The following is a 25287-nucleotide window of genomic DNA, read 5'->3' as shown; positions in this document are numbered from 1 at the left end:
GTTACCGACCGGTAACTAACATCGCAACACTATTGTGACTGATCTGTCACAAGTCCCTTACCGAAACCGTAATAATGCGAACGGCGCGGCGAGTCTGACGACGCCGACAGGAGAGCCGATGAACTGGGCAGCGAGACTGATAGGCAGGCGTTTTCACTACGGCTGGTTGACCGTGGCCGTGGTGTTTCTGGTGCTTCTGGCGGCGGCGGGCACGCGCGCAACACCGAGCGTGATGATGGTCCCGCTCGAGCATCAGTTTGGCTGGAGCCGCGGCACCATTTCGCTGGCAATCTCGGTGAACATCGCCCTATACGGGCTAATGGGGCCGTTTGCGGCGGCGGCGATGCAGCGTTTCGGCGTGCGCCCCACGCTGCTCATTGCGCTCGGCACCATGGCGGCGGGCGTCGCTTTGTCGTCGCTTATGACGCACCCTTGGCAGATGATCCTCATCTGGGGCGTGATGGTTGGCGGTTCGACGGGCGTGGCAGCGCTGTCGTTGTCGGCGACCGTCGTGACACGCTGGTTCACCACGCATCGCGGACTCGTCATGGGGATTCTGACCGCCAGTTCCGCGACCGGCCAACTCGTGTTCCTGCCGATGCTCGCGGCCATCGTCGAGCACTACGGCTGGCGCCAGGTGGTGTGGGTCGTCGCGGCGGTTGCGGCGATCGTGCTGCCGCTGGTTGCGTTCCTGCTCCCGGAGCGGCCGTCCGATGTCGCGCTGCGCCCTTATGGCGAACCACACGACGCACCGGTGACCGCGTCGGCGACAAAACAGAATCCGCTTGCGATCGCCTTCGGCACACTCGCCATGGCGAGCAAAACACGCGATTTCTGGCTGCTGTTCTTCAGCTTTTTCATTTGCGGGGCGAGCACGAACGGCTACGTCGGCACGCACCTGATTGCGATGTGCGGCGATTACGGCATGTCGGAAGTGCAGGGCGCGTCGCTGCTTGCCGCGATGGGCATCTTCGATCTGTTCGGCACGACGCTCTCCGGCTGGCTCTCCGACCGCTTCAATAGCCGCGTGCTGCTGTTCTGGTACTACGGACTGCGCGGCTTGTCGCTCATGTATCTGCCGCACGCTTTCGGCATCGACTTTTTCGGTTTGCCGCTCTTCGCTGTGTTTTACGGGCTCGACTGGATTGCGACCGTCCCGCCGACGGTGCGTCTCGCGACCGACGTTTACGGCAAGGAAGCGGCTCCCGTGGTGTTTGGCTGGGTGGTCGCCGGGCATCAACTCGGCGCGGCGTTCGCGGCGCTCGGCGCGGGCATGCTGCGCGCGAGCCTCGGTACGTACACCGTGGCGTCGATGATTTCCGGCGGTCTGTGCCTCGTGGCCGCCGTCATCGTGTTGCGCATCAATCGTCCCGCCAAGGCGCCGCAGCCGCAGGCGGCCTAGACCGGTTACACGGAAAGACGCGGCAGCGCCCGCGCCTTTCCACGCTACGGAAAATCTATCCGCTCGCTTCATGCAGCGCGCGCGCCGAACCCCGGTTATGCTATGTGACCTTCGGGCAACCGCCCGCGATCATGAATTTCTACCGAGAGAAGCGCATGGCCCACAAACCCGCCCCTTCCGCAGTTGCCATTCACGAGCTGATTGCCGGTCGCTGGAGCCCGCGCGCGTATTCGAGCGAGCCGGTGAGCCGCGAGAATCTGCACGCTGTGCTGGAAGCGGCACGCTGGGCACCTTCGTCGTATAACGCTCAACCGTGGCGTTTCCTTGTGTTCGATCGCAGCGTCGACGAAGTCGCGTTCAAGCAGGCGTTCGCGACCCTCGTGCCGTTCAACCAGGCCTGGAACGCGCCCGCGCCCGTGCTGATCGCCGTCACCACACTCACGCGCACGAGCAAGGGCGAGGTGAACCGCTGTGCTCAGTACGACGCAGGCGCGGCCGCCATGGCTCTGGTGTTGCAGGCGCACGCGCTCGGCCTCGCCGCGCATCAGATGAGCGGCTTCGACCCGAACGCATTCCGCAAGGCGTTTGACCTGCCGAACGACGTCGAACCGATCGCCTTCATTTCGTTGGGCCATTTCGGCGATGTCGAGAAGCTCGATCCTGTTTTGCGCGAACGCGAAAAATCGGTGCGCCAGCGTCTGCCGTTGGCGGAAATCGCCTACGGCGGCGGCTGGAAGAAGGCGTTCTGAGCGAGTCTGTCAGCTGCAACCGTTTTACAGGAACGCGCGGCGCAGACCGCGCGTTTTTGCGTCGACGTGTCTACGGCGCGTCGTCGGTTACGCTCGAAAGCGGCGCCGCCACATGTTCGAGGGATTTGCGCTCCGCGTCCACACCCCACACCGCCGCGATCACGGCCGCCGCGAGCATCAGCGCCGACCCGACCAGATAGCCCGAAAACACTTCGCTGCGTTGATGCGTGTCGATCAGCCGTCCGAAGAAGGCCGGCCCGGCAATCCCGCCGAGCGCCGTGCCGAACGCATAGAACACGGCGATCGCGAGCGCGCGGATCTCCAGCGGAAACGATTCGCTGACGGTCAGATAGGCTGAACTTGCCGCGGCGGACGCGAAAAAGAAAATCACCATCCACGCGATCGTCTGGGTGACGACCGTCAGCATGTGTTGCTCGAAAAGGTAGCCGCTGACTGTCAGCAGAATCGCCGAAATCGCGTAGGTCGACGCGATCATCTTGCGCCGCCCGATCACGTCGAACAGCCGGCCTAGAAGCAACGGTCCGAGAAAATTCCCGAGCGCGAAAGGCAGCAAGTACCAGCCGATGTGGTCGCCCGGCACGCCGTAGAAATCCGTCAGCACCAGCGCATAGGTGAAAAAGATCGCGTTGTAGAAAAACGCCTGCGCGGTCATCAGCGACAGGCCGACCAGCGCTCGCCGCCGGTGCACATTGAACAACGTGTGGAACACTTCGCGCAGCGGCGTGTGTCCGCGCGCGCGCAGGCGCAGACGCGCGAGGCCATGCGTGGAAAGCGTGTGGCCTTCGTTGCGAAAGCGCGTTTCGATTCCGTCGACGATAGCGTGCGCGTCGCGCTCGTTGCCGTGGGTGAGCAGCCAGCGCGGGCTTTCCGGCACCCAGATACGCATTGGCAGCACGATCAGCGCGAGCGCTGCGCCGATGAAAAAGCACGCACGCCAGCCCCAGTCGCCCGGAACCACGTGAGGGTCGAGCAGAATCAGCGAGCCCGCCGCGCCGAGCCCGGCGCCGACCCAGAAGGTGCCGTTGATCGCAAGATCGACCCAGCCGCGCACGCGAGGCGGCGTGAATTCCTGAATCGTCGAATTGATCGCGGTGTATTCGCCGCCAATGCCCGCGCCCGTCAAAAAGCGGAACAGCAGAAAGCTGGCGAGATTCCACGAAACCGCGGTCGCAGCGGTCGCGGCGAGATACAGCCCCAGCGTGATGAAAAACAACTTTCGACGGCCCAGCCGGTCCGTGAGCCAGCCAAACCCGAGCGCGCCAAGTACGGCGCCGGCGATGTAAGCGCTGCCGGCCAGGCCCACGTCCGCATTGGTGAAGCGCAGCGCCGGGCTCGCCTTCAGCGCGCTCGCGACCGCCCCGGCTAGTGTCACTTCGAGTCCGTCGAGCAGCCATGTCACCCCTAGCGCCAGGACGATCAGCGTGTGAAAACGCCCCCAAGGCAGTCGGTCGAGCCGCGACGGCAGATCGGTTTCGATGGTCGCTGTTGTTTTGCGCTCGGCATCGGCGACAGGCGGCGCGCTCATTGCTGGGGGTCTCCTTGATGGCGATATTTTGCGGCGACACTTTGCCGGTAGATCAGGTTGAGTCAGCGCCGAATCCGGCACTCAGGCAGCAGGAGGCAGCAATTTGTATTCCGCAACGGCCCGCTTGCGCTTCTATTGGCAAGTTGATGATGATCCGGCTTTCGTGATACAAAGCCGCTCCCCCTTCCTGTCCGCGCCAGCCGTTAGCGGCGATTCCTGCCATGAACTATTGCGCGATTGACTTCGGTACTTCCAACTCGGCCGTAGCCGTTCCCGACGGCGCTGCGCTCAGGCTCGCGCCGGTCGAAGGCGCCTACACGACGCTGCCCACGTCCGTTTTCTTCAATACCGACGAGGACACGCGCGAATTCGGGCGCGCGGCGCTTGCGGCGTACATCGACGGTTTCGACGGCCGCCTGATGCGCTCGATGAAAAGCATTCTGGGCTCGCCGCTTGCCGACAACTCGACTGACCTCGGCGACGGCTCCGCGATCAAGTACACCGATGTGATTGCGATTTTCCTCGACCATCTGAAGCGCTCCGCGGAAAAAAGCGCCGGGGCGCCGATCGATCGCGCGGTGCTGGGTCGCCCGGTTTTCTTCGTCGACGACGATCCGCGCGCCGATCAGATGGCGCAAAAGCAGCTCGAAGCGGCGGCGCGCGCGGTCGGTTTGCGGGACATTCACTTTCAGTTCGAGCCGATCGCCGCCGCATTCGACTACGAATCGCGTCTCGCGCGAGAAGGGCTGGTGCTGGTGGCCGACATCGGCGGCGGTACATCGGACTTTTCGCTGGTGCGCGTCGGCCCCGAGCGGATGAAGCGGGTGGAGCGTAAGGACGATGTGCTTGCTCACCACGGCGTGCACGTCGCGGGCACCGACTTCGACCGCCGCGTCGAATTAACGACCATTCTGCGCGAACTCGGCTATCAGACGCTCGATCCGGAAGGCCGCGAGATTCCAAACCGCGTCTATTTCGATCTGGCGACCTGGCATCTGATCAACACCGTGTATGCGCCGAAGCGCGTCAGCGAGCTGGGGCTCATGCGGCACCTGTTCACCGAGGTCAAGCACCATGACCGTTTGATGCGCGTGGTGGAGCGGCGCCTTGGGCATGCGCTCGCGGCGCACGCCGAAGAAGCGAAGATCGGCGTCGCGGCGGGCGGCGAAACCGTGATCGACCTCGACGAAGTGGAGGACGATCTGCGTCTCGCATTCGACGAAGCTCAGCTTATCGAAGCGGGCCAGGAAGAAACGCGCCGCATCGTGGCGGCTGCGCGCGACACGGTGCAGGCGGCCGGTGTTTCGATCCGCGACGTGAGCGCGATTTACTTCACGGGCGGCTCGACGGGGCTCGCGTTTCTGTCCGGCGCATTGGCGCAGGCGTTTCCGGATGCAGAAGCAGTATTCGGCGATCGTCTTGCGAGTGTCGCAACGGGACTCGGTATTCACGCGCAACGCGTGCTCGGATAAGCGGGAATCACCGCTCGCATACTGCGAAGATAATCACCGCTTGCAATGGAGACTGATATAAAAAAACCCCGCCTTGGCGGGGTTTTTTGCGTCCAGAAGGAAGCAGCGTAGCGGTTACACCGGCTTGATGTTCGCAGCTTGCTTGCCCTTCGGGCCCGTCTTCACTTCAAACGTGACCTTTTGGTTCTCTTGCAGCGTCTTGAAGCCTTCCGTGCGGATTTCCGAGAAATGCGCGAACAGATCTTCGCCGCCGCCGTCAGGCGTGATAAAGCCGAAGCCCTTTGCGTCATTGAACCACTTGACGGTACCGGTTTCCATATTACTTGTTCCTAAAGATGGTAAATAAGGCCGAAGCCCAATGGGTGCATGAAAATCAAGGAAGGGGGTAATGGGACCAACCGGAGTACCGTTGATGGGCGAACTACGAAAGACCAATTCACTCGCCGCTTGAAATCCTGCCCGAACGTTATACGGCGATTTCGAGAGAAGGTCAACACTCGGGCGGCAACTTTACAAAAATTCGCGATAGCGCAATGAAAAGTTGCTTACAAACCTTGCTGGACGGGCGTCTTTTTTGCTAGGGAGAACCCTGAGTTTCACTGCAGGCTCCGGGTGCAACCGTTAAACTACGCGCCCGCGCCGGTTGCACCTATGGATAACCGCCGCGCATACATGCGTGTCACCCGTTTTCAGCGCCACGAGCGCCGGTCGTAGGGTGCCGACATGGTTCTGAAACAGGAGAAGACGTGAAAAGTTCTATACAACGGAACATCGGGCCGTTCGCACTCATGCTGACCGGCCTGGGTTCGATCATCGGCTCCGGCTGGCTGTTCGGCGCCTGGAAAGCCGCGAAAATCGCGGGCCCGGCATCGATCTGCGCGTGGATTATCGGCGCTGTCGTAATTCTCGCTATTGCACTGACCTACGCCGAACTCGGCGCCATGTTTCCGGAGTCCGGCGGGATGGTGCGTTACGCCCGGTATTCGCACGGCGCGCTGGTTGGTTTCATTAGCGCATGGGCGAACTGGATCGCCATTGTTTCGGTGATTCCGATCGAAGCCGAGGCATCCATTCAATACATGAGCACGTGGCCATACGAGTGGGCGCACGCGCTATTTGTCGACGGCTCATTAACTACGAACGGGCTGCTGCTCTCGGCGGCCCTCGTGATCATTTACTTCCTGCTGAACTACTGGGGCGTGAAACTCTTCGCGCGCGCCAACTCGGCGATCACGATCTTCAAGTTCCTGATTCCGGGCGCGACGATTCTCGGCCTGATGCTGACCGGCTTTCACAAGGAAAACTTCGGTGAAACCAGCACGTTCGCGCCGTACGGCTGGTCGGCTGTGCTGACCGCGGTTACGACGAGCGGCATCGTGTTCGCGTTCAACGGTTTCCAAAGCCCGATCAACCTTGCCGGTGAGGCGCGCAATCCGGCCAAGAGCGTGCCGTTTGCGGTGATCGGCTCGATTTTGCTCGCGCTCGTGATCTACGTGCTGCTGCAGGTCGCGTATATCGGCGCGGTGAGCCCCGCCGACGTAATGAAGGGCTGGAGCCACTTCAACTTCGCTTCGCCGTTCGCGGAACTGGCGATCGCGCTGAATCTGAACTGGCTGGCCATTCTGCTGTACGTCGACGCGTTCGTCAGCCCGAGCGGCACCGGCACGACCTACATGGCGACCACGACCCGCATGATCTACGCGATGGAGCGCAACAACACCATGCCGAAGATTTTCGGCAACGTGCATCCGTTCTACGGCGTGCCGCGGCCGGCGATGTGGTTCAACCTGCTGGTCTCGTTCATCTTCCTGTTTTTCTTCCGCGGCTGGAGTTCGCTCGCGGCGGTGATTTCCGTTGCGACCGTGATTTCGTACCTGACCGGCCCGATCAGCCTGATGGCACTGCGCCGCGCGGCGACCGACCTCGAGCGCCCGCTGCATATCCCGGGTATGCAGGTGATCGCACCGTTCGCGTTCGTGTGCGCATCGCTGATTCTCTATTGGGCCAAATGGCCGCTGACGGGCGAGATCATCCTGTTGATGGTTGTCGCGCTGCCCGTGTACTTCTACTTCCAGGCGAAGTCCGGTTTTGCCGGCTGGGGCCGCGATCTGAAGGCGGCATGGTGGCTCGTCGCCTATCTGCCGATAATGGCGATTCTGTCGCTGATCGGCAGCAAGGAGTTCGGCGGTCACGGTATCTTGCCGTACGGCTGGGACATGCTGGTCGTGATTGCATTCTCGCTCGTGTTCTATTACTGGGGCGTGCACAGCGGCTACCGCTCGGAGTATCTGGAAGAGCGTCAGACGCACGACGAAGTGCTCGAGGGAATCGGCGCGCATTAAGGCGCTGCCCGGGCCGTTCAAGGTCCTGCATGACGTAAAAACCCCGCCTGAGTTCTGCTCAGGCGGGGTTTTTCGTTTTGCAGCGGTTTGCCTGGTCTGCGCTTGCGGCGCACGCGGCCATGTCGCCGATCAGGCTGTTCCAAACACGTAGTTCGTCATGGCAAGCGAACGCTGATACGTGCCGAGCGATTGAACCGTCAGCGAATAATCGTCGTCGGCCGCGCCTAGCGCTGCGAACACCGGCAGGAGGTGCTCATCGGTCGGGTGCATCAACACGGCGTGCGGCGCCTGACGGCGGTAGTCGAGCAACGCGTCGATGTCATGCGCGGCGAGCCTCGCTTCGAACCAGTCGGTGAACTCGGCGACGCGCGGATCTGCATCTTCGGGTCGCGCGGAGAAATCCGCGGCGCGCAGATTGTGCGTGATCTGTCCGGAGCCGATCACCATCACGCCTTGCTGCCTGAGTGAGCGCAGCGCGCGGCCGACGCGAAAGTGATGTTCGGCGTTCAGGTGCGGCTGGATCGACAACTGTGCGACGGGCACGTCGGCTTCGGGGAACATCAGCAACATCGGCACCCATGCGCCGTGATCGAGTCCGTGCGGCTGTACGTCGGCGTGAATGCCGCTATCGCCGAGCAAAACTGCGGCACGTCGCGCGAGATCGGGCGCGCCCGGCGCCGGATACTGAATCTCATACAGCTGGCGCGGAAAACCGTAAAAGTCGTGGATGGTTTCAGGTTCTGTCGATGTGCTTGCGACCGGCTGCGCCGTGCCCCAATGGGCAGACAGCATCAACACGGCCTCAGGCCGCGCCAATTGCGAGCTGAGGACGCCGAATTCGGCGGACGGCAGCGATGGGTCGATCGGCAACGTCGGCGCGCCGTGGGAAAGAAAAAGCGACGGTAAGCGGTTCATAGCAGCAGGGCGCCGGGAGGCGCGCTCGAAAGTTCGGTTACTACCAATATAGAGCCGCACCGCTGTTTGATAAACGGCTCAAACCGGATTTGATTGTCTTCCAGCGGTTGGCAATGATCGACCGCAATCGCTGCGGGCCGTCATTCGCGGCCCGCGTGTCTGGAATCGTGAAAAGGTGCCCGCCGCATGCCCGCACGCGAAGGCCGACCGCGACTTACTCGTCAGCGCCGCGCAGTCCCGCCCACGCAGGCGACAAGGCGGGCCCGAGCGCGAACAGATCGAGCACGCGGGAAACAGTGTGATCGACCATCTCGTCGATGGTGGCGGGTTGGTTGTAAAAAGCAGGCAAGGGCGGAAAGATCACACCGCCCATTTCGGTGACCGCCGTCATATTGCGCAAATGCGCGAGATTGAACGGCGTTTCGCGCACCAGCAGCACGAGCCGGCGGCGCTCTTTGAGGGTGACGTCGGCAGCACGGGTAATCAGATTGTCGGATAGACCGTGAGCGACGCTCGCGAGCGTTTTCATCGAACACGGCGCGACGATCATGCCGTCGGTCGCGAAAGAGCCGGACGCGATGCTCGCGCCGACGTCGCGCACCGAATGGACCACATCGGCGAGCGGATGGACATCTTGCTTGCCCAGCTTCAACTCATGTTGAATGTTCAGCCACCCGGCGCTGGAGATCAGCAGATGGCTTTCAACGCCGCCGAGCTTGCGCAGCGTCTGCAGCAGACGAACGCCGTAAATGGCGCCCGTCGCGCCGGTGATCGCGACAATCAGCCGGCGGGGCGCCGCAGCGCGTGTTTCCATGGCTCGCGGCGCCTTCCAGGATCGGCTTTGAAGCAGACGGTCAGGCTGCAGCAAACAGTTGCTGCAATTCGCCCGATTCGTACATTTCCATCATGATGTCCGAGCCACCGACGAATTCGCCCTTCACGTAAAGCTGCGGAATGGTCGGCCAATTCGAGAACTGCTTGATGCCCTGACGGACTTCGTCGTCTTCGAGCACGTTGACCGTCTTGAATTCATTGACGTTGCATGCCTTCAGAATCTGGATTGCGCGGCCCGAAAAGCCGCACATCGGGAACTGGGCGCTGCCCTTCATGAAGAGCACGACGTTGTTTTCGTCGACGATTTGCTTGATGCGTTGTTGCGTATCCATGACTGACCTTGCGGTTCCGGTATGTGTAGGGAATAGGCTGAAATGATAGCGGATTTCGCTTGCGCCAGCCGACGGCCGCTTTGTCCACTCGCTCGTCGCGGCTATTGCGACGGCTGTGGCGGCTGACGCCAGGCTTTGTCAGTCAGCGAGCCGACCGCCGGAGATCCGCTCGATGCCTGCAAGATCGCGCTCCGATTGGACCTGCGTGAAACCTTGCGCGACCAGAAGCGCGCGCACGGCTTCAGCCTGATTGTAGCCGTGCTCCATCCACAGTACGCCGTTTGCGGCAAGACGACGAGGCGCGCCCGAGACGATCGCCCGGATCGCGCTGAGGCCGTCGGCTTCGTCGGTGAGCGCGCCGCGCGGTTCGTAGCGCAGATCGCCCTGCAAAAGATGCGGGTCGCCGCTCGCGATATACGGCGGATTGCTGACTATGACGTCGAACCGAAGTGCCGCGTCCAGCGAGTCGTACCAGTCGCTTCGTGTGAATGTCACAGCGCCGCCTGGCCGGTTCGGATCGAGCAGGCGCGCGGCATTGCGCGAGGCGACGGCAAGTGCCTCCGCCGAATTGTCGAGCGCGCTGACTCGCGCGTCCGGACGCATCGACGCGATCGCCACCGCAATCGCGCCCGTGCCGGTGCCGAGATCGAGCACGTGCGGGCGTACGAGGTTCTCCATCGCGACGAGTGCCGTTTCGACCAGCAATTCGGTTTCGGGACGGGGAATCAGCACATGCGGCGTGACCTCGAAATCAAGCCCGAAAAATTCGCGGACGCCGACAAGTTGCGCCACCGGCTCGCCCGCTACGCGACGCGTTTGTAATGCCTGATAGCGCTGAACAGATTCGCTATCGAGCGCTTCGTCTGCGCGCGTGATCAATTGCGTTTGCCGCCAGCCGAGCACATGCGTGAGCAGAATCCGCGCTTCCAGCGACGGCAGCGGCGAGGCGCGCAACAGCGCGGCGGGCGTGGCCGCATTGTCGCGATCGGCTGGGGCGTTCGACGTCATGGGTGCTTAGTCCGCATCGCCAAGCGAAGCGAGCAACTCGGCCTGATGCTCGCTGACAAGTGCACCGATTAACTCATCCAGGTCACCGTCCATAATCGCGTCGAGGCGATACAGCGTCAGATTGATCCGATGGTCTGTCAGACGTCCTTGCGGGAAGTTGTAGGTGCGAATCCGCTCGGAGCGATCGCCCGAGCCGATCAGGCTCTTACGCGTGGCGGCTTCCTTTGCCTGCTGCTCGTGCGACTGCTTGTCCTTGATGCGAGCCGCCAGCACTTTCAATGCGCGGTCCTTGTTCTTGTGCTGCGAACGGTCGTCCTGACATTCGACGACGATCCCCGTCGGCAAGTGCGTAACGCGCACGGCCGAGTCCGTCTTGTTGATGTGCTGGCCGCCGGCGCCGGACGCGCGGAACGTGTCGATCCGCAAATCGGCCGGATTGATTTCAACCTCGCCGATTTCGTCCGCTTCCGGCATCACGGCAACCGTGCACGCGGAGGTGTGAATGCGGCCCTGCGTTTCCGTAGCCGGCACGCGCTGCACGCGGTGCCCGCCGGACTCGAACTTGAGCTTCGAATAGGCGGCTTCGCCAGCGATTCGCACGATCACTTCCTTATAGCCGCCCAGGTCGGATTCGCTTGCCGACATCATCTCGACCTGCCAGCGATTGCGCTCGGCATAACGCAGATACATGCGCAAAAGATCGCCGGCGAAGAGCGCGGACTCGTCGCCGCCCGTCCCCGCTCGAATTTCGAGGAAGATGTTGCGGTCGTCGTTCGGGTCTTTCGGCAGCAGCATTTTCTGCAGTTCGCCGCCGAGCTGTTCCATCCGCTCGCGGGCCGCGCGAATTTCCTCTTCCGCGAACTCGCGCATGGAAGCATCCGAGAGCAAATCTTGCGCGGTGGCGGCGTCGTGCATGGCCTGGCGCCAGAGCGCGTATTGCTCGACAACCGGTCCGAGCTCGGCGTGTTCGCGCGTGAGCTTGCGATACTGGTCGAGGTTCGCTGTGATGTCCTCTCGGCTCAACAGGTCGTTAAGTTCGGCCAGCCGGGTAGTCAGCTGGTCGAGCTTGCGTTGCATGCTCGTTTTCATCAGGCGGGTATCGGAGCGGACTCCGGCAAGGACGACAACTAGGAAGTGGGCGGATGCCCAAGGGCAGAAGCACGTCGCGGGCCACTTGCGGGTGGCGCGGACAGGCGGCACGCGCGCCGCTAACGCTCCGTGGAACCGGAGTGTTTGTAGAACCCGCTCATCAATTCGATGAGCGTGTCGCGGTTCTCGCCGCTCGCGCGGTTGAGCGCGTGGGTCGGACCGTGGATCAGTTTGTTGGTGAGCGCTTGCGAAAGCGCTTCGAGCACAGCGGCAGGATCGTCGCCCCGCGCGAGCATTTTCTGCGCACGTTCGACTTCGGCCCGGCGCAGTACGTCGGCTTGCGTATGCATATGGCGGATCACCGGCACGATGCTGCGCGCTTCGAGCCACTGCATGAAGTTCTGCACGCGCGTTTCGATGATCGCTTCGGCCTGCGCCACGGCGGCCTGCCGCGACGCATTGCCTTCGCGAACGATCGCGCCGAGGTCGTCGACGGTATACAGGAACACGTCTTCAAGCTGACCGACTTCCGGTTCGATGTCACGCGGAACAGCCAGATCGACCATGAAAATTGGCCGATGGCGACGCGCTTTCACTGCGCGCTCCACTGCGCCGAGACCGATGATCGGCAACGTGGAAGCCGTGCACGACACGATGATATCGAACTCGTGCATGCGAGTCGGCAGATCGGACAACGGAATGGCGCGTCCGTTGAAGCGCTCGGCGAGTCGCGTGCCGCGCTCAGCCGTGCGGTTGGCGACCACGAGTTCGCGCGGTTGCTGTGCGGCAAAGTGCGTGGCGCACAACTCGATCATTTCGCCGGCGCCGATAAAGAGCACGCGCTGGTTCGACACCTTGTCGAAAATGCGTTGCGCCAGCCGGACCGCGGCGGCGGCCATGGAAACGGATTGCGCGCCGATCTCGGTCGTGCTCCGCACTTCCTTCGCGACGGCGAACGTGCGCTGAAACAACTGGTTCAGATACGTGCCCAGCGCGCCGGCTTCAGATGCCGTGCGAACGGCGTCCTTCATTTGTCCGACGATTTGCGTCTCACCCAACACCATGGAATCCAGGCCCGAGGCGACCCGAAACGCGTGGCGCACGGCTTCGGACTGCGGCAACGCGTAGACGTGCGGCGCGAGTTCCTCGATAGGCAGGTTGTGATAACGGGACAGCCACTGGATCGCGGCTTCACGCACGGCCTGGTCGTCGGTCGCGCAGTAGAGTTCGGTGCGATTGCAGGTGGACAGAATCGCCGCTTCAGGCGCGGTGCGGGCCGTGGCTCCCAGCCAGACGCTTTTGAAAGTGTCCAATGCGGGCTTGATCTGTTCGAGCGGAAACGCCACGCGTTCGCGCAAGGCGACAGGCGCAGTGTGATGATTGATTCCGATCGTTAGGAGCTGCATTCTGGGGAGCTATGGTTTAGCTCGATATTATAGCGTTTTCACGATTCTTACATTGTGACGCCCGCTCAGCCGGGCGCGGCGACTCCTTCCGGCGGGAATGCGTCCAGTTGATAGCCATAGCCGTAGAGCGGCGTTAGCGAATAGCCCAACTCCGGGCGCAGTTCCAGCTTTGACCTCACGCGCGACGCATGGGTGTCGACGGTGCGCGACTTTACGTCGCGGCGGCGCGCCCACACGGTTTCGAGGATGTGCGCGCGCGACACGGGCCGCGACAGATTGGAGAACAGCAGCAGCGCGAAGCGGAATTCCTTCGGCGTCAGCGTGACCGTGCGATGACGGAATGTCACGGCGAAGTTTCCGGTGTCGAACGCATAGCCGCGAATCACGTCGTGCCGGCGATTGGGCGGCCGGCGCAGTCCCGCGCGCCGCAGTAGCGCGTCTACTCGCGCGAGCATCTCGGGGCCGCGAACCGGTTTGGTCACGCAGTCGTCGGCGCCCGCGTGGAGCACGGCGACGATCTGGCTTTCGCGCGGCTCCGTCATCAGCACGATAACCGGCAGGCTCGGCAGGATCGCGCGGGCGTGCGCGATGACGTCTTCGGCTGAGTGATCGCCGGCCCAGTTTTCGGTGATCAGCAAATCGAAGAACTGATCTGCGGCCTGTGCCAGGAAGGGGACGCTGGTAGTGAAGTGCTGACACACGTGGCCGCCGGCGAAAACAAGCCGGGTGACCAGTTTGGCGTGACTTGTATCCGGCTCGATAAGGGCAATTCGCATGGGCGCGTTGAGCTCGACGACGGCCGGGAACCAGGCTTTTCCGTAAGGCCTATAGCTTGCCTAACGTCACCCCGACCCCTAAACTCAACCGCTGTGCGGAAAGCGCCGTGCTGATTTTTTTGAGAAAGAGACAAAAATGCTAGCTGTCGTCGAGCCTCGCGCCCATAAGACAAATCCGAAACTGCGCGAGACCGGCCGCTAATGGGCTGGCCCGGAATCGTCGTGTTGGGGGCAGCAATCGGTATCGCGGGGTGGTGGTTGCATCCGCTGCGCCGCTTGAACCGCTCTAGCCGCGCCCGCTTGTGGGTGGCGGTGCTTGCCGGAATAGTGGGCGCGAGCGTCGCGCGCATGGCCGGCAATGTGATTGGCCTTTTCCATGACGGTGAGACGCTCGAATGGCCTGTTTGCACGGCCATCGCCATGATCGCCGTTGCCGTGACGGTCGGCTCGCTTTCCCGTCGATGAATATTTGCAGGTGACTTCCATGAATGCCCGACTTCCCCATACTTCTCCCATCCCCGAACGGCTCGCCACGTTGCGCAGCGCGATGGCACGCGAAGGCGTCGCCGCTTACCTCGTGCCGTCGGCGGATCCGCACTTGTCCGAATATTTGCCAGGGCGTTGGCAGGGGCGGGAATGGCTTTCCGGGTTCACCGGCTCGGCGGGCACGCTCGTCGTCACTGCGGACTTTGCAGGCGTCTGGACGGACAGCCGCTATTGGGAGCAGGCCAACGCGCAACTCGCGGGCACCGGCGTTCAGCTTATGAAAATGACCGGCGGCCAGCAAACCGCGCCGCATTTCGATTGGCTCGCCCAGAATGTTGCGCCCGGTAGCGCGGTCGGCGTGGACGGCGCGGTGCTCGGCGTAGCGGCCGCGCGGGCCCTGACTCAGGCGCTCACGGCGCGCGGCGTAAAGTTGCGCACCGACGTCGATCTGTTCGACGCGATCTGGCCGCAGCGTCCGACGCTGCCGGTTGCCGCCGTGTTCGAGCACGCGGCGCCGCATGCAAGCGTCGCGCGTTCGGAAAAGCTGGCGCAGGTCCGTCGGGCAATGGCGGAGAAGGGCGCGCAATGGCACTTCATTTCCACGCTCGACGACCTCGCGTGGCTGCTGAATCTGCGGGGCGCCGACGTCAGCTATAACCCGGTCTTCGTGGCGCACGCGCTGATCGGCGAAAACCGCGCGTCGCTGTTCATTGCCGACGGCAAGGTGCCGCAGGCGCTCGCCGAGGCTCTTGCACGCGACGGCGTCAGCGTCGAGCCATATGCGAAAGCCGCGGAGGCGCTCTCTGCGCTGCCCGCCGGCACGACGCTGCTCATCGACCCGCGCCGCATTACATACGGCTCGCTGCAATCGGTGCCGTCGACGGTGAAAGTGGTCGAGGCAGTCAATCCGTCCACGTTCTTCAAGTCGCGCAAGACCGAGGCAGAGGCCAGGCACGTGCGCGAGACCATGGAGCAGGACGGCGCCGCGCTCGCGGAATTCTTCGCGTGGTTCGAAGGCGCACTGGGCCGCGAGACGATCACCGAACTCACTATCGACGAACGTCTGACGGCGGCGCGCGCGCGTCGTCCCGGCTTCGTGTCGCTGAGCTTTGCGACCATTGCGGGCTTCAACGCCAACGGCGCAATGCCGCACTATCGCGCCACTAACGAATCGCATGCCGTGATCGAAGGCAACGGCCTGTTGCTGGTCGACTCAGGCGCACAGTACTTGAGCGGCACGACGGACATCACACGCGTCGTGCCGGTCGGCATCGTCAGCGACGAACAGCGGCGCGATTTCACGATCGTGCTGAAAGGCACCATGGCATTGTCGCGCGCCAGGTTCCCGCGCGGCATCCGTTCGCCGATGCTCGACGCAATCGCTCGCGCGCCGATCTGGGAAGCCGGCGCCGATTACGGCCACGGCACCGGTCATGGCGTCGGCTATTTCCTGAACGTGCACGAAGGCCCGCAGGTGATTTCGCACTACGCGCCTGCCGAATCGTGGACGGCAATGGAAGAAGGCATGATCACCTCGGTCGAGCCGGGCATCTACCGGCCGGGCAAGTGGGGCGTGCGCATCGAGAACCTGGTGCTGAACGTACCCGCCGGCGAGACGGAATTCGGCGACTTCCTGAAGTTCGAGACGCTAACGCTTTGCCCGATCGACACGCGTTGCCTCGACCTGTCGCTGCTGCGCGACGACGAGCGCGCGTGGCTGAACGACTATCACGAGACGGTGCGCGCGCGTCTGTCGCCGCATGTTTCGGGCGACGCCAAGGCATGGCTCGAGCTGCGCACCCAGCCGGTGTGAGCGCCGCAACTGCAACTACATCCGCAACGGCATAGCTAACGGAGAGCGCATGGCCATCAAGGCAGTCGTGTTCGATTTCGGCGGCGTGCTGATCGACTGGAGTCCCGAGTATCTTTACAGGCAACTGATTCCCGACGAAGCCGAGCGACGCTGGTTCCTGACCCACGTCTGCTCGATGGATTGGGTGATTCGTCAGGACGGCGGCCAGCCGATCGTCGAGGCGACGGCAGAACTCGTCGCCCGCTTTCCCGATCACGAAGCGCTGATCCGCGCGTTCTATGAGCGCTGGCACGAGATGGTGGCCGGCGTGCTGGAAGACGGCGTGGCGATCATGGAAAAGCTCGAAGCCGCGGAAGTCCCGCTTTTCGGTCTGACGAACTGGTCGGCTGAGACGTTTCCGTATGCGTGGGAGCACTACCCGGTGCTGCGGCGCTTTCGGGACATTGTCGTCTCCGGTCGCGTAGGGCTGGTGAAACCCGATCCGGCGATTTTTGCGGCAATGCGCGAGCGGATCGACGCGCAACTACCAGGCGTCGAGCCGGGCGAACTAGTGTTTATCGACGACAACCCGAAGAACGCCGCAGCCGCCACCGTACTCGGCTGGCATGGCGTGCATCACACGAACGCCGCGCAAACAGAAGCGAAGCTGCGGGAACTGGGTTTGCCGGTTTGACCAGGCGAGTGTCGCTCGCGCGTCACGCAGGGCGCGACATGTGTAGCCCGTCTTTGCCGCCGTGAGCGCGTGGGTGCCAGTCTCACCCTCGCGCTTACAGTAACGCGCTCCTTGTTGCGCGAAGTCTACTGCCCGAGCAAATTCTTCAAAGCATTACCCAAGCCCTTCACGGTTTCTCCCGCGCCTTTTGCCACGCCTTCCACACTGACACCCAGCGCTTTCGCGAATCCGGCGGCGATGCGAGTCGTCAATCCTTCCTGCACTGAGAATTTCGGATCGCGTAAGTTACCGTCCAGCACGAAGTGGAGCGTGATGTCGCCGTTGCGAGCCTTCAGTGCGGCGACGGCGGCCTTCGTCGGAATCGACATGAAAGTGTCGAGCGGACTGCCGGTGTCCGCGAGTTGCAACTGGTGAACCGTGATCGTGCCCGGCGCATGCAACTGATAGTTGCGCACCGACGACTCGACGCTCAGATCGACCGTGCCGCCCGTCACTCGCGCCTCGGCCCCGGCTTTCTTGACGAGATAAGGATCGAGCATCACGACGTCGACGCCGCGCAGCGTGCTCGTCGTTTGCGAGTCCTTGCTGGCGATCTTGATCCATCCGCCGAATGTGACCGTGCCCGTGTGCGACGGTCCTTTGATCGAGCCGCTGACACTGACGTTGGTCGGCTCGGTGAGGGCCGGCAGATGAATGTTGTCGACCGTCGCGTTTGCGTTGCTTACCGTCACCTTGTAGGCGGGCGGACCGACGGTCATGTCGTAGAAGTGGAACCCCCCTTGCTCCAGGCTGATGTGATCGACCTGTTTTTCGCGCGGCGTTGCGCCCGCGGCGGTACTGCTTGCGTCGTCGTTCGCGGTCGTGACCGACTGTCGCAAATTCGGAAGCAGGCGGATCGTACCAGTTTGAGTACGCAGCACCGCCATATCGAAACCGCGCACGACGACGCTGCGGACATGCATGCGCCGCGCGAGCAGGTCGCGAATATCCGGCGTGATAGTGATTTCGTCGGCTCTCAATGGATCGCCGGCCGGCCAGCCTGGCGGCGCCTTCAACAGCACGTTGGTGAGATGAACGGAGGTCAGGCCGACGTCGATGCTTTGCGCGCTGCCCAGTGGACCGAGCGCCGCCACCACGCGTTCTTTCACTTCACGCTGCGCGTACTGCAGCACACCGAGCGCAATGACGACGAGCACGACCAGCACGCTGCCCACGGCAACGATCCAGCGTTTGCCCCTCGACATTGCCATGCTGTGCTCCTCGGTGCCGTGTGCGCGGCGTGGCTGTAACGGATGCGCGCGTCGTGGACGCGTGGCGCGAAACGACATATAGCACGGCCAGGTAAGCAATGGCTGTGCCCTGTCGGCACGTCGCCGACATGTGGCGTGTGCGGCTGCTATAGAGCCGATGTTTGCAGTCAGGGGAAGTGGCGTGCTGCCGACGCAAGCCGTTGGAGGCGACCTGCATTAGGCGACCTGCAAGAAGCGACCTGCAAGAAGCGACCTGCAAGAAGCGACCCGCCCGTCTCCCGACGGGCAGGCCGCAGCTACTTTTACGCGGCGAGTCTTAGCGCGTAATCGGCTTGTAACGCAGACGTTTCGGACGCGCTGCTTCTTCGCCAAGGCGCGCACGCTTGTCCGCTTCGTACTCCTGGTAATTGCCGTCGAAGAACGTAACTTGCGAATCGCCTTCGAACGCGAGAATGTGCGTGGCGATGCGGTCGAGGAACCAGCGATCGTGCGAGATCACCATCACCGAGCCGGCGAATTCCAGCAATGCGTCTTCGAGCGCGCGCAACGTTTCCACGTCCAGGTCGTTCGACGGTTCGTCGAGCAGCAACACGTTGCCGCCCGCGATCAGCGTCTTCGCAAGATGCAAACGGCCGCGCTCGCCGCCCGACAGATTGCCGACGATCTTCTGCTGATCGCCGCCCTTGAAGTTGAAACGGCCGATGTACGCGCGCGACGGTGTTTCATACTTGCCGACCGTCAGCACGTCCGCGCCGCCGGAGATTTCTTCGAACACGGTCTTCGAAGGGTCCAGTGCGTCACGGCTTTGATCGACGTAAGCGAGCTTCACGGTCGGGCCCTTCACGATCTCGCCCGAATCGGGTTCTTCGCGGCCGGTGAGCATGCGGAACAGCGTGGACTTACCCGCGCCGTTCGGACCGATGATGCCCACGATCGCGCCCGCCGGAATCTTGAAGCTGACGTTATCGAGCAACAAACGGTCGCCATACGACTTGCTGACGTTCTTGAATTCGATCACTTCATTGCCGAGGCGGTCGCCAACCGGAATGAAGATTTCCTGCGTTTCGTTGCGCTTCTGATAGTCCTGGCTGTTGAGTTCCTCGAAACGGGCGATACGCGCTTTCGACTTCGCCTGACGGCCCTTCGGGTTTTGCCGCACCCACTCCAGTTCCTTCTTGATCGCCTTCTGACGCGCCGATTCCGACGACTCTTCCTGCTTCAGGCGTTCTTCTTTCTGATCGAGCCAACTGCTGTAGTTGCCCTTCCACGGAATACCGTGGCCGCGGTCGAGTTCGAGAATCCACTCGGCCGCGTTATCCAGGAAGTAGCGATCGTGCGTGACCGCGACGACGGTGCCGGGAAAACGCGTGAGGAACTGTTCGAGCCAGTCGACCGATTCGGCGTCGAGGTGGTTGGTCGGCTCATCCAGCAACAGCATGTCGGGCTTTTCGAGCAGCAGCTTGCACAGTGCGACGCGGCGCTTTTCGCCGCCCGACAGGTGCTCGATTTTCGCGTCCCACGCCGGCAGGCGCAGCGCGTCGGCGGCGATTTCGATCTGCTGTTCGGCGCTGCCGCCGTCGGTTGTCGCGAGAATCGCTTCGTACTTGGCCTGCTCGGCAGCGAGCGCGTCGAAGTCGGCGTCGGGCTCCGCGTAGGCCGCGTAGATTTCATCGAGCTTCTTCTGCGCGTTGAACACATCGCCCAGACCTTCCTCAACGGTTTCGCGCACCGTCTTGTTCGGGTCGAGCTGAGGTTCCTGCGGCAGATAGCCGATGTTCAGGTTCGGCATTGGCGTGGCTTCGCCTTCGATGTCCTTGTCCACACCGGCCATGATGCGGATCAGCGTCGACTTGCCCGAGCCGTTCAGGCCGAGCAGGCCGATCTTCGCGCCGGGAAAAAAGGACAGCGAGATGTCTTTCAGGATTTGACGCTTGGGCGGCACGATCTTGCCGACCCGATTCATGGTGAAGACGTATTGGGCCATTTGCTTGCGAGACGTTGGCGACGCCGGCCGCAAGGGGGCGGGCAGTCGCGGGTGGAAAGGTAACCGGTGCCACGGCGTGTTACGGCGACGTCATGGCCGGGCGGAGCGCCCGGCGTTGGCCGGCGCGGTGTCCAGCGCGGTGTCCCGCGCAGTGTTCTGCTCACCGACGGCCGCGCGCGGGCCGTGTGCAGATGGCATTGTACTTCGGCATGAGCGCGCGGCGGCGGTGAGGCACGCGCGGTTGCGGGTTGCTGCGAGGCTGTAGGCGGTCTATAACCAGCTGGCCACGCCGCCGTGTCGCGAGCATGTGCCGCTGTGATGCCGGCTGAAACTGTAGCTGCCGTCGCGGCAGCGCGCCGTCGCGCCTTCAGGCGCCTTGCCTGACAGCGACTTGGCCGGCGCATGGACCGTGTTGCCGTCGCGATTGGTGTAGGTGTTGTGATTGCTGAGGTCGGCTTCTCCGGGCGTCGTACCCGGCGCGACATACGCGAAAGCCGGCGACATGCCGACCAGCAGCGCCGCCACGACTGCAACGCCGCAGCGAGCGGCTTTCAAGCCAGTGCAATGAATCATTTTTATGGATTGTTGTTGTGGCCGCGTCTGTCAGTTCACCCGCCGCCCGCTTGCCGGATCGAAGAAATGCAAGTGCCGGGCGGGCAGGGCGACCTGCAGCGCTTCGCCGGCCGCCGGCCGGTGCGCGTGCGGCAATCGCACTGTCACGTCATGCTTACCCCAACGTCCGTGCGCGAGATTATCCGCGCCGAGCAACTCGCATGAATCGACGGTGAGCGTTGTATGCGGCGCATCGGCCTGCCCCGGACTCATGTGCTCGGGACGAATGCCGAGCGTCCACTCGCGTCCTTTGGCGACTTCGCGGCCAATCGACGCGACGCCGGCGAGCGGCAGTTGCGGACCGTTGCCCGCCACGTCGAAAGTCGAACCGTCGTCGGACACGCGGCCTTCCAGCAGATTCATGCCAGGCGAACCGATGAAGCCGGCGACGAACACGGTCGCGGGCCGCTCGTAGACTTCGGTTGGTGCGCCGATCTGTTCGGCGTGACCCTTATTCATCACGATCACACGTTGCGCCAGCGTCATTGCTTCGATCTGATCGTGCGTCACGTAGAGGCTCGTGGTCGCTAGCCGAGCATGCAGCCGCTGGATTTCGAGCCGCATTTGCACGCGCAGACGCGCATCGAGATTGGACAGCGGTTCGTCGAACAGAAACACGGCGGGTTCGCGCACGATCGCGCGGCCCATTGCCACGCGCTGACGCTGTCCGCCCGACAGCTCGCGCGGCTTGCGCTGCAGCAGCGGTTCGAGTTCGAGAATCTGCGCGGCGGCGTTCACGCGCTGCGCGATCTGCGCCCGGTCGACTCCCGCGATCTTCAGCGCGTAGCCCATGTTTTCCGCCACGCTCATATGCGGATAAAGCGCGTAGTTCTGAAACACCATCGCGATGTTGCGGTCTTTCGGCTCCAGCTCGTTGACCACTTTGCCGGCGATCGAGATGGTGCCTTCGGAGATCCGCTCGAGCCCGGCGACCATCCGCAGCAATGTGGATTTGCCGCAACCCGACGGCCCGACCATCACGACGAACTCGCCGTCGTTCACGTCGACGTCGATGCCATGCAACACAAACTGTTTGCCGTCGTAGGTTTTTTTAACGCCTTGCAGTGTCAGTGCAGCCATGCGGTTTTAGCCCTTCGTTTCGTGTCGTTTATCTGGTGCCTGTGCGGCGTCAGTGCATTGATGCGTTGATGCGCTGGCGGGGCGCTTTCATTTTTCCGCATCGACGAGTCCGCGCACGAACCAGCGTTGCATGGTCAGCACGACGGCGAGCGGCGGCAGCATGGCGAGCAGCGTGGCCGTCATGACCAGATGCCATTCCGTTGCGGTGTCGCCCGACGCGATCATGCTCTTGATGCCGACCACGGCCGTCGTCAGCGATTGCTGGCTCGTAATCAGAATCGGCCACAAATATTGATTCCAGCCGTAAATGAACGTGATCACGAACAGCGCCGCCATGTTGGTTTTGGACAGCGGCAGCACGACGTCCCAGAAGAAGCGCATGGCGCCCGCACCGTCGATGCGCGCGGCTTCCATCAACTCATCGGGCAAGGTCATGAAGAACTGACGGAAGAGAAACGTGGCAGTGGCCGAGGCGATTAGCGGCAACGTCAAGCCGCTATAGGTATTGCTGAGGTGCATCGACGAGACGACTTGCACGGTCGGAAAAATGCGGACTTCGACCGGCAGCATCAACGTGATGAAGATCAGCCAGAACGACAGATTGCGAAACGGGAAGCGGAAAAATACGATCGCGAAAGCGGAGATCATCGACACGGCGATCTTGCCGATAGCAATGGCAAGCGCCATGACGAGGCTGTTGAACAGCATGCGGCCGAAGGGCGCCGCCGCGTTCCCGCTGCCGTGCGCCCAGACCGTCGCAACGTTTTCCAAGAGATGTGAACTGGGCACCAGTGAGAGCGGCACGGTGAACACCTCGTGCTCGCTCATGGTCGCCGCGCAGAACGCGACGTACACCGGAAACACCACCAACGCGACGCCGAGTATCAGCACCGCGTGGCAGAAGAGGTCGAAACCGCGGCGGTTTTCGATCATGAGTATTGAACCCTGCGTTCGATAAAGCGGAATTGCACGACCGTCAACGCGACGACGATCACCATCAGAACCACCGACTGCGCGCCGGAACTGCCGATGTCGAGTCCCTGGAAGCCTTCCGCGAAAATCTTGTAGATCAGCGTGCGCGTCGATTGCGCGGGACCGCCGCCGGTCGCTGCGTCGATCACGGGGAACGTGTCGAAGAATGCGTAGGTGATGTTGATGACCAGCAGGAAGAAGCTGGTCGGCGACAACAGCGGCAGTGCGATGCCGAAGAAGCGTCGCACGGGACCGGCGCCGTCGATGGCCGCGGCTTCGATCAGCGAGCGCGGAATCGCCTGCAAGCCCGCATAGAAGAAGAGGAAGTTGTAGCTGACCTGCTTCCACACCGAGGCTAGCACGACGAGAAACATCGCCTGTCCCGCATTGAGCGCGTGATTCCACACGATGCCGTACTTTGCGAGCGCGAATGTGACGAGGCCGATACTCGGGTTGAACAGAAACGACCACAACACGGCCGCGATTGCCGGCGCGACCGCATACGGCCAGATCAGCAGCGTCTGGTAAGCCTTCGCGCCGCGCGTGACGCGGTCGGCGCAGACGGCCAGCAGCAGCGAAATGACGAGGCCGGAAACGGTGACGAGCGCACAGAAAATCAGCGTCGTGTTGAACGATGACAGGTAGAGCGGATCGGCGAAGAGTTGGCGGAAGTTGGCGAGCCCGACAAATTCGCTCGACGTGCCGAAGGCGTCCTGGCTTTGTGTGGATTGCCACAGCGCTTCGCCCGCGGGCCACAGAAAAAACAGCGCGGTGATCGCCAGTTGCGGCGCGACGAGCAGGTAGGGCAGCAGACTGGTGCCGAAGCGGGAGCGCTTTTCCATCGAAGATTCCCAAGGGTTGCTGCAAGCGGGTTTCGACGCGATTGCGTCGAAACCCTGCCGACTGGCTTTATGCTTTTATTGCGCCGGGTTGCGGTTGTTCACCGCTATTGCTGCATGAACCGCATGGTCTGCACGAGCTGCGCAGACCGATACCGCGATTAGCTGCCGGCTTTTTCGAAGCGCCGCAGCAACTCGTCGCCACGCGAAACCGCCGAGTCGAGCGCCTGTTGCGGCGTTTTCTTCTCACCCCACACCTGTTCGAGTTCTTCGTCGATGATCGTGCGGATCTGCGGCATGTTGCCCAAACGCAGACCCTTCGTGTACGGCAGGGGCGGCTTGTTGAGCATCTGCTTGATGGCCGTGTCGCTGCCTGGGTTCTTCTCGTAGAAGCCCTGTTGTTGCGTCAACTGATAAGCGGCGGTCGTGACCGGCAGGTAGCCCGTGTCCTGATGCCACTTGGCGGCAACCGGTGCCGACGACAGATACGACAGGAATTTCGCCACGCCCTTGTAGACAGCCGGGTCTTTGCCCGCCAACACCCACAAGCTCGCACCGCCGATTATCGCGTTCTGCGGCGCGCCCTTCACGTTTGCGTCGTAAGGCATCATGCCGGTGCCGAAGTTGAACTTCGCGTACTTCTTGATTGTGGCAAGCGAGCCCGACGAGTTCGTGATGATCCCGCAATCGCCGCTGTAGAACTTCGAGACGGGTTCGTCCTTGCGGCCAACGTAGGTGAACGAGCCTTCCTTCTGCATGTTCTGCAGGAACTGGATGTGCGCGACCTGCAGCGGCTTGTTGAATTCGAGTTGCGCGTCGGCGCCGTCAAATCCGTTGTTCTTCGACGCAAACGGCGCACCATGCCACGCGCTGTAGTTCTCCAACTGGATCCAGCTTTGCCAGCCCGATGAATAACCGCACGCCATGCCGGAGGCTTTGAGCTTCTGCGCGTCGACCTGCAATTCGGCCCATGTCTTCGGCGGCTGGTTCGGATCGAGGCCGGCTTTCTTGAACGCGTCCTTGTTGTAGTAGAGAACCGGCGTCGAGCTGTTGAACGGCATCGAGATCAACTGGCCGCTTCTGGCGTCGCTGTAATAGCTGGCGATTGTCGGCACGAACGCTTTTTCGTCGAGCGGCACGCCGGCTTGCTTGAACACTTCCGATACGGGAATGACAGCCTTCTTCGCCTGCATCATGGTCGCGGTGCCGACTTCGTAGACTTGCAGGACGGCTGGCGCGTTGCCGCTGCGGTAAGCGGCGATGCCGGCGGCAAGCGTCTGGTCGTAAGTGCCCTTGAACACCGGCACGATCTTGTAGTCGGATTGCGACGCATTGAACGCGTTGGCGATATCGTTCAGACGTTCGCCCAGAGCGGCTTCCATTGCGTGCCAGAACTGGATTTCGGTGGCGGCCTGGGCCGTCTGGCTGGTGGCCATAATGCCCGCGCCCAGCACGGCGGCAACGGAAAGCGAACGGAATAGCGGCTTCAAACTCATCGATTAGTCTCCTGTGTCGATGGGAGTTAGCGCTTCAGCGCTTACTCCCATCCCATGCAAAGCGGTCGATGGGAGTTAGCGCTTCAGCGCTTACTCCCATCCCATGCAAAGCGGTCGATGGGAGTTAGCGCTTGAGCGCTTACTCCCATCCCATGCAAAGCGGTCGATGGGAGTTAGCGCTTGAGCGCTTACTCCCATCCCATGCAAAGCG

At 62.5% G+C, this 25287-nt stretch carries 23 protein-coding genes; 7 read left to right on the top strand and 16 right to left on the bottom strand.

The features are described from left to right. The first annotated feature begins 118 nt into the window (after window positions 1-118). Together SB753_RS27850 and SB753_RS27845 are read left to right on the top strand one after the other, a co-directional pair. Window positions 119-1402: an MFS transporter gene (locus SB753_RS27850; RefSeq protein ID WP_410802938.1), complete on the top strand. Its 1284-nt coding sequence runs from the start codon at window positions 119-121 to the stop codon at window positions 1400-1402. 155 nt (window positions 1403-1557) lie between these two features. Then, on the top strand, window positions 1558-2151 hold the full coding sequence (locus tag SB753_RS27845) for a nitroreductase family protein (protein WP_020070670.1): 594 nt from the start codon (window positions 1558-1560) through the stop codon (window positions 2149-2151). A 70-nt stretch (window positions 2152-2221) separates the two neighbouring features. On the opposite strand, the gene SB753_RS27840 is transcribed toward SB753_RS27845, so the two are convergent. Beyond that, on the bottom strand, window positions 2222-3697 hold the full coding sequence (locus SB753_RS27840) for an MFS transporter (RefSeq protein ID WP_408193437.1): 1476 nt from the start codon (window positions 3695-3697) through the stop codon (window positions 2222-2224). A 221-nt stretch (window positions 3698-3918) separates the two neighbouring features. Between SB753_RS27840 and SB753_RS27835 the strand changes: the two genes are divergently transcribed. After that, the gene (locus SB753_RS27835) at window positions 3919-5169 is read left to right on the top strand and encodes an Hsp70 family protein (protein WP_410802936.1); all 1251 of its coding nucleotides are present in this window, start codon (window positions 3919-3921) and stop codon (window positions 5167-5169) included. Window positions 5170-5283: 114 nt separating this feature from the next. On the opposite strand, the gene SB753_RS27830 is transcribed toward SB753_RS27835, so the two are convergent. Further along, a complete protein-coding gene (locus SB753_RS27830) occupies window positions 5284-5487 on the bottom strand; it encodes a cold-shock protein (RefSeq protein ID WP_007180251.1) in 204 nt (67 codons plus the stop codon). A 428-nt stretch (window positions 5488-5915) separates the two neighbouring features. On the opposite strand from SB753_RS27830, the gene SB753_RS27825 reads away from it, so the two are divergent. Continuing rightward, window positions 5916-7511 (top strand): APC family permease, encoded by a 1596-nt coding sequence (locus SB753_RS27825; protein WP_410802934.1) that lies wholly within the window; start codon window positions 5916-5918, stop codon window positions 7509-7511. A gap of 129 nt (window positions 7512-7640) precedes the next feature. Here the strand turns inward: SB753_RS27825 and SB753_RS27820 are convergent, their stop codons facing one another. The 7 genes from SB753_RS27820 to SB753_RS27790 form a co-directional block, all read right to left on the bottom strand. Then, the gene (locus SB753_RS27820; RefSeq protein WP_410802932.1) at window positions 7641-8426 is read right to left on the bottom strand and encodes a DODA-type extradiol aromatic ring-opening family dioxygenase; all 786 of its coding nucleotides are present in this window, start codon (window positions 8424-8426) and stop codon (window positions 7641-7643) included. Between the two features lie 214 nt (window positions 8427-8640). Then, complete coding sequence (locus SB753_RS27815) at window positions 8641-9240, bottom strand: UbiX family flavin prenyltransferase (RefSeq protein ID WP_410802927.1); 600 nt, start codon at window positions 9238-9240, stop codon at window positions 8641-8643. Between the two features lie 40 nt (window positions 9241-9280). Beyond that, entirely contained in the window at window positions 9281-9592 is a 312-nt protein-coding gene (gene grxD / locus SB753_RS27810) for a Grx4 family monothiol glutaredoxin (RefSeq protein ID WP_006052757.1), read from the bottom strand. A gap of 138 nt (window positions 9593-9730) precedes the next feature. Next, window positions 9731-10600 (bottom strand): peptide chain release factor N(5)-glutamine methyltransferase, encoded by an 870-nt coding sequence (gene prmC, locus SB753_RS27805; protein WP_410802925.1) that lies wholly within the window; start codon window positions 10598-10600, stop codon window positions 9731-9733. Window positions 10601-10606: 6 nt separating this feature from the next. Next, entirely contained in the window at window positions 10607-11689 is a 1083-nt protein-coding gene (gene prfA, locus SB753_RS27800) for a peptide chain release factor 1 (RefSeq protein ID WP_410802923.1), read from the bottom strand. A 119-nt stretch (window positions 11690-11808) separates the two neighbouring features. Beyond that, on the bottom strand, window positions 11809-13095 hold the full coding sequence (gene hemA, locus SB753_RS27795) for a glutamyl-tRNA reductase (protein ID WP_088176509.1): 1287 nt from the start codon (window positions 13093-13095) through the stop codon (window positions 11809-11811). A gap of 65 nt (window positions 13096-13160) precedes the next feature. Next, a complete protein-coding gene (locus SB753_RS27790; RefSeq protein WP_020070679.1) occupies window positions 13161-13871 on the bottom strand; it encodes a response regulator transcription factor in 711 nt (236 codons plus the stop codon). A gap of 201 nt (window positions 13872-14072) precedes the next feature. On the opposite strand from SB753_RS27790, the gene SB753_RS27785 reads away from it, so the two are divergent. From SB753_RS27785 to SB753_RS27775, 3 genes are read left to right on the top strand one after another with little or no spacing between them, the layout of a single operon-like run. Next, complete coding sequence (locus SB753_RS27785; protein ID WP_020070680.1) at window positions 14073-14336, top strand: hypothetical protein; 264 nt, start codon at window positions 14073-14075, stop codon at window positions 14334-14336. Between the two features lie 19 nt (window positions 14337-14355). Next, window positions 14356-16170 (top strand): M24B family metallopeptidase, encoded by a 1815-nt coding sequence (locus SB753_RS27780; RefSeq protein WP_204523722.1) that lies wholly within the window; start codon window positions 14356-14358, stop codon window positions 16168-16170. Window positions 16171-16219: 49 nt separating this feature from the next. Beyond that, complete coding sequence (locus tag SB753_RS27775) at window positions 16220-16843, top strand: HAD family hydrolase (RefSeq protein ID WP_410802921.1); 624 nt, start codon at window positions 16220-16222, stop codon at window positions 16841-16843. A 125-nt stretch (window positions 16844-16968) separates the two neighbouring features. On the opposite strand, the gene SB753_RS27770 is transcribed toward SB753_RS27775, so the two are convergent. The 7 genes from SB753_RS27770 to ugpB form a co-directional block, all read right to left on the bottom strand. Beyond that, on the bottom strand, window positions 16969-18093 hold the full coding sequence (locus tag SB753_RS27770) for a DUF748 domain-containing protein (RefSeq protein ID WP_410802919.1): 1125 nt from the start codon (window positions 18091-18093) through the stop codon (window positions 16969-16971). A 316-nt stretch (window positions 18094-18409) separates the two neighbouring features. Then, a complete protein-coding gene (ettA, locus tag SB753_RS27765) occupies window positions 18410-20077 on the bottom strand; it encodes an energy-dependent translational throttle protein EttA (RefSeq protein WP_020070684.1) in 1668 nt (555 codons plus the stop codon). A gap of 270 nt (window positions 20078-20347) precedes the next feature. After that, window positions 20348-20647 carry a DUF3761 domain-containing protein gene (locus SB753_RS27760; protein ID WP_410803019.1) on the bottom strand — a complete coding sequence of 100 codons (300 nt, stop codon included), beginning with the start codon at window positions 20645-20647 and terminating at the stop codon, window positions 20348-20350. A gap of 33 nt (window positions 20648-20680) precedes the next feature. Continuing rightward, a complete protein-coding gene (locus SB753_RS27755; protein WP_087751749.1) occupies window positions 20681-21769 on the bottom strand; it encodes a sn-glycerol-3-phosphate import ATP-binding protein UgpC in 1089 nt (362 codons plus the stop codon). An 87-nt stretch (window positions 21770-21856) separates the two neighbouring features. Further along, the gene (gene ugpE / locus SB753_RS27750; protein ID WP_410802917.1) at window positions 21857-22702 is read right to left on the bottom strand and encodes a sn-glycerol-3-phosphate ABC transporter permease UgpE; all 846 of its coding nucleotides are present in this window, start codon (window positions 22700-22702) and stop codon (window positions 21857-21859) included. Next, window positions 22699-23583 (bottom strand): sn-glycerol-3-phosphate ABC transporter permease UgpA, encoded by an 885-nt coding sequence (gene ugpA / locus SB753_RS27745; RefSeq protein ID WP_027779432.1) that lies wholly within the window; start codon window positions 23581-23583, stop codon window positions 22699-22701. The genes ugpE and ugpA overlap by 4 nt, the downstream gene beginning before the upstream one ends. Before the next feature lie 158 nt (window positions 23584-23741). Beyond that, on the bottom strand, window positions 23742-25076 hold the full coding sequence (gene ugpB, locus SB753_RS27740; protein WP_288829113.1) for a sn-glycerol-3-phosphate ABC transporter substrate-binding protein UgpB: 1335 nt from the start codon (window positions 25074-25076) through the stop codon (window positions 23742-23744). Window positions 25077-25287 lie beyond the last annotated feature (211 nt).

The organism is Paraburkholderia sp. SIMBA_053 (assembly GCF_046534895.1).
GTDB classification, from domain to species: Bacteria; Pseudomonadota; Gammaproteobacteria; order Burkholderiales; family Burkholderiaceae; genus Paraburkholderia; species Paraburkholderia caledonica.
The sequence above is the reverse complement of the archived record's forward strand: the minus strand, read 5'-3'. Positions and strand labels throughout refer to the sequence as shown.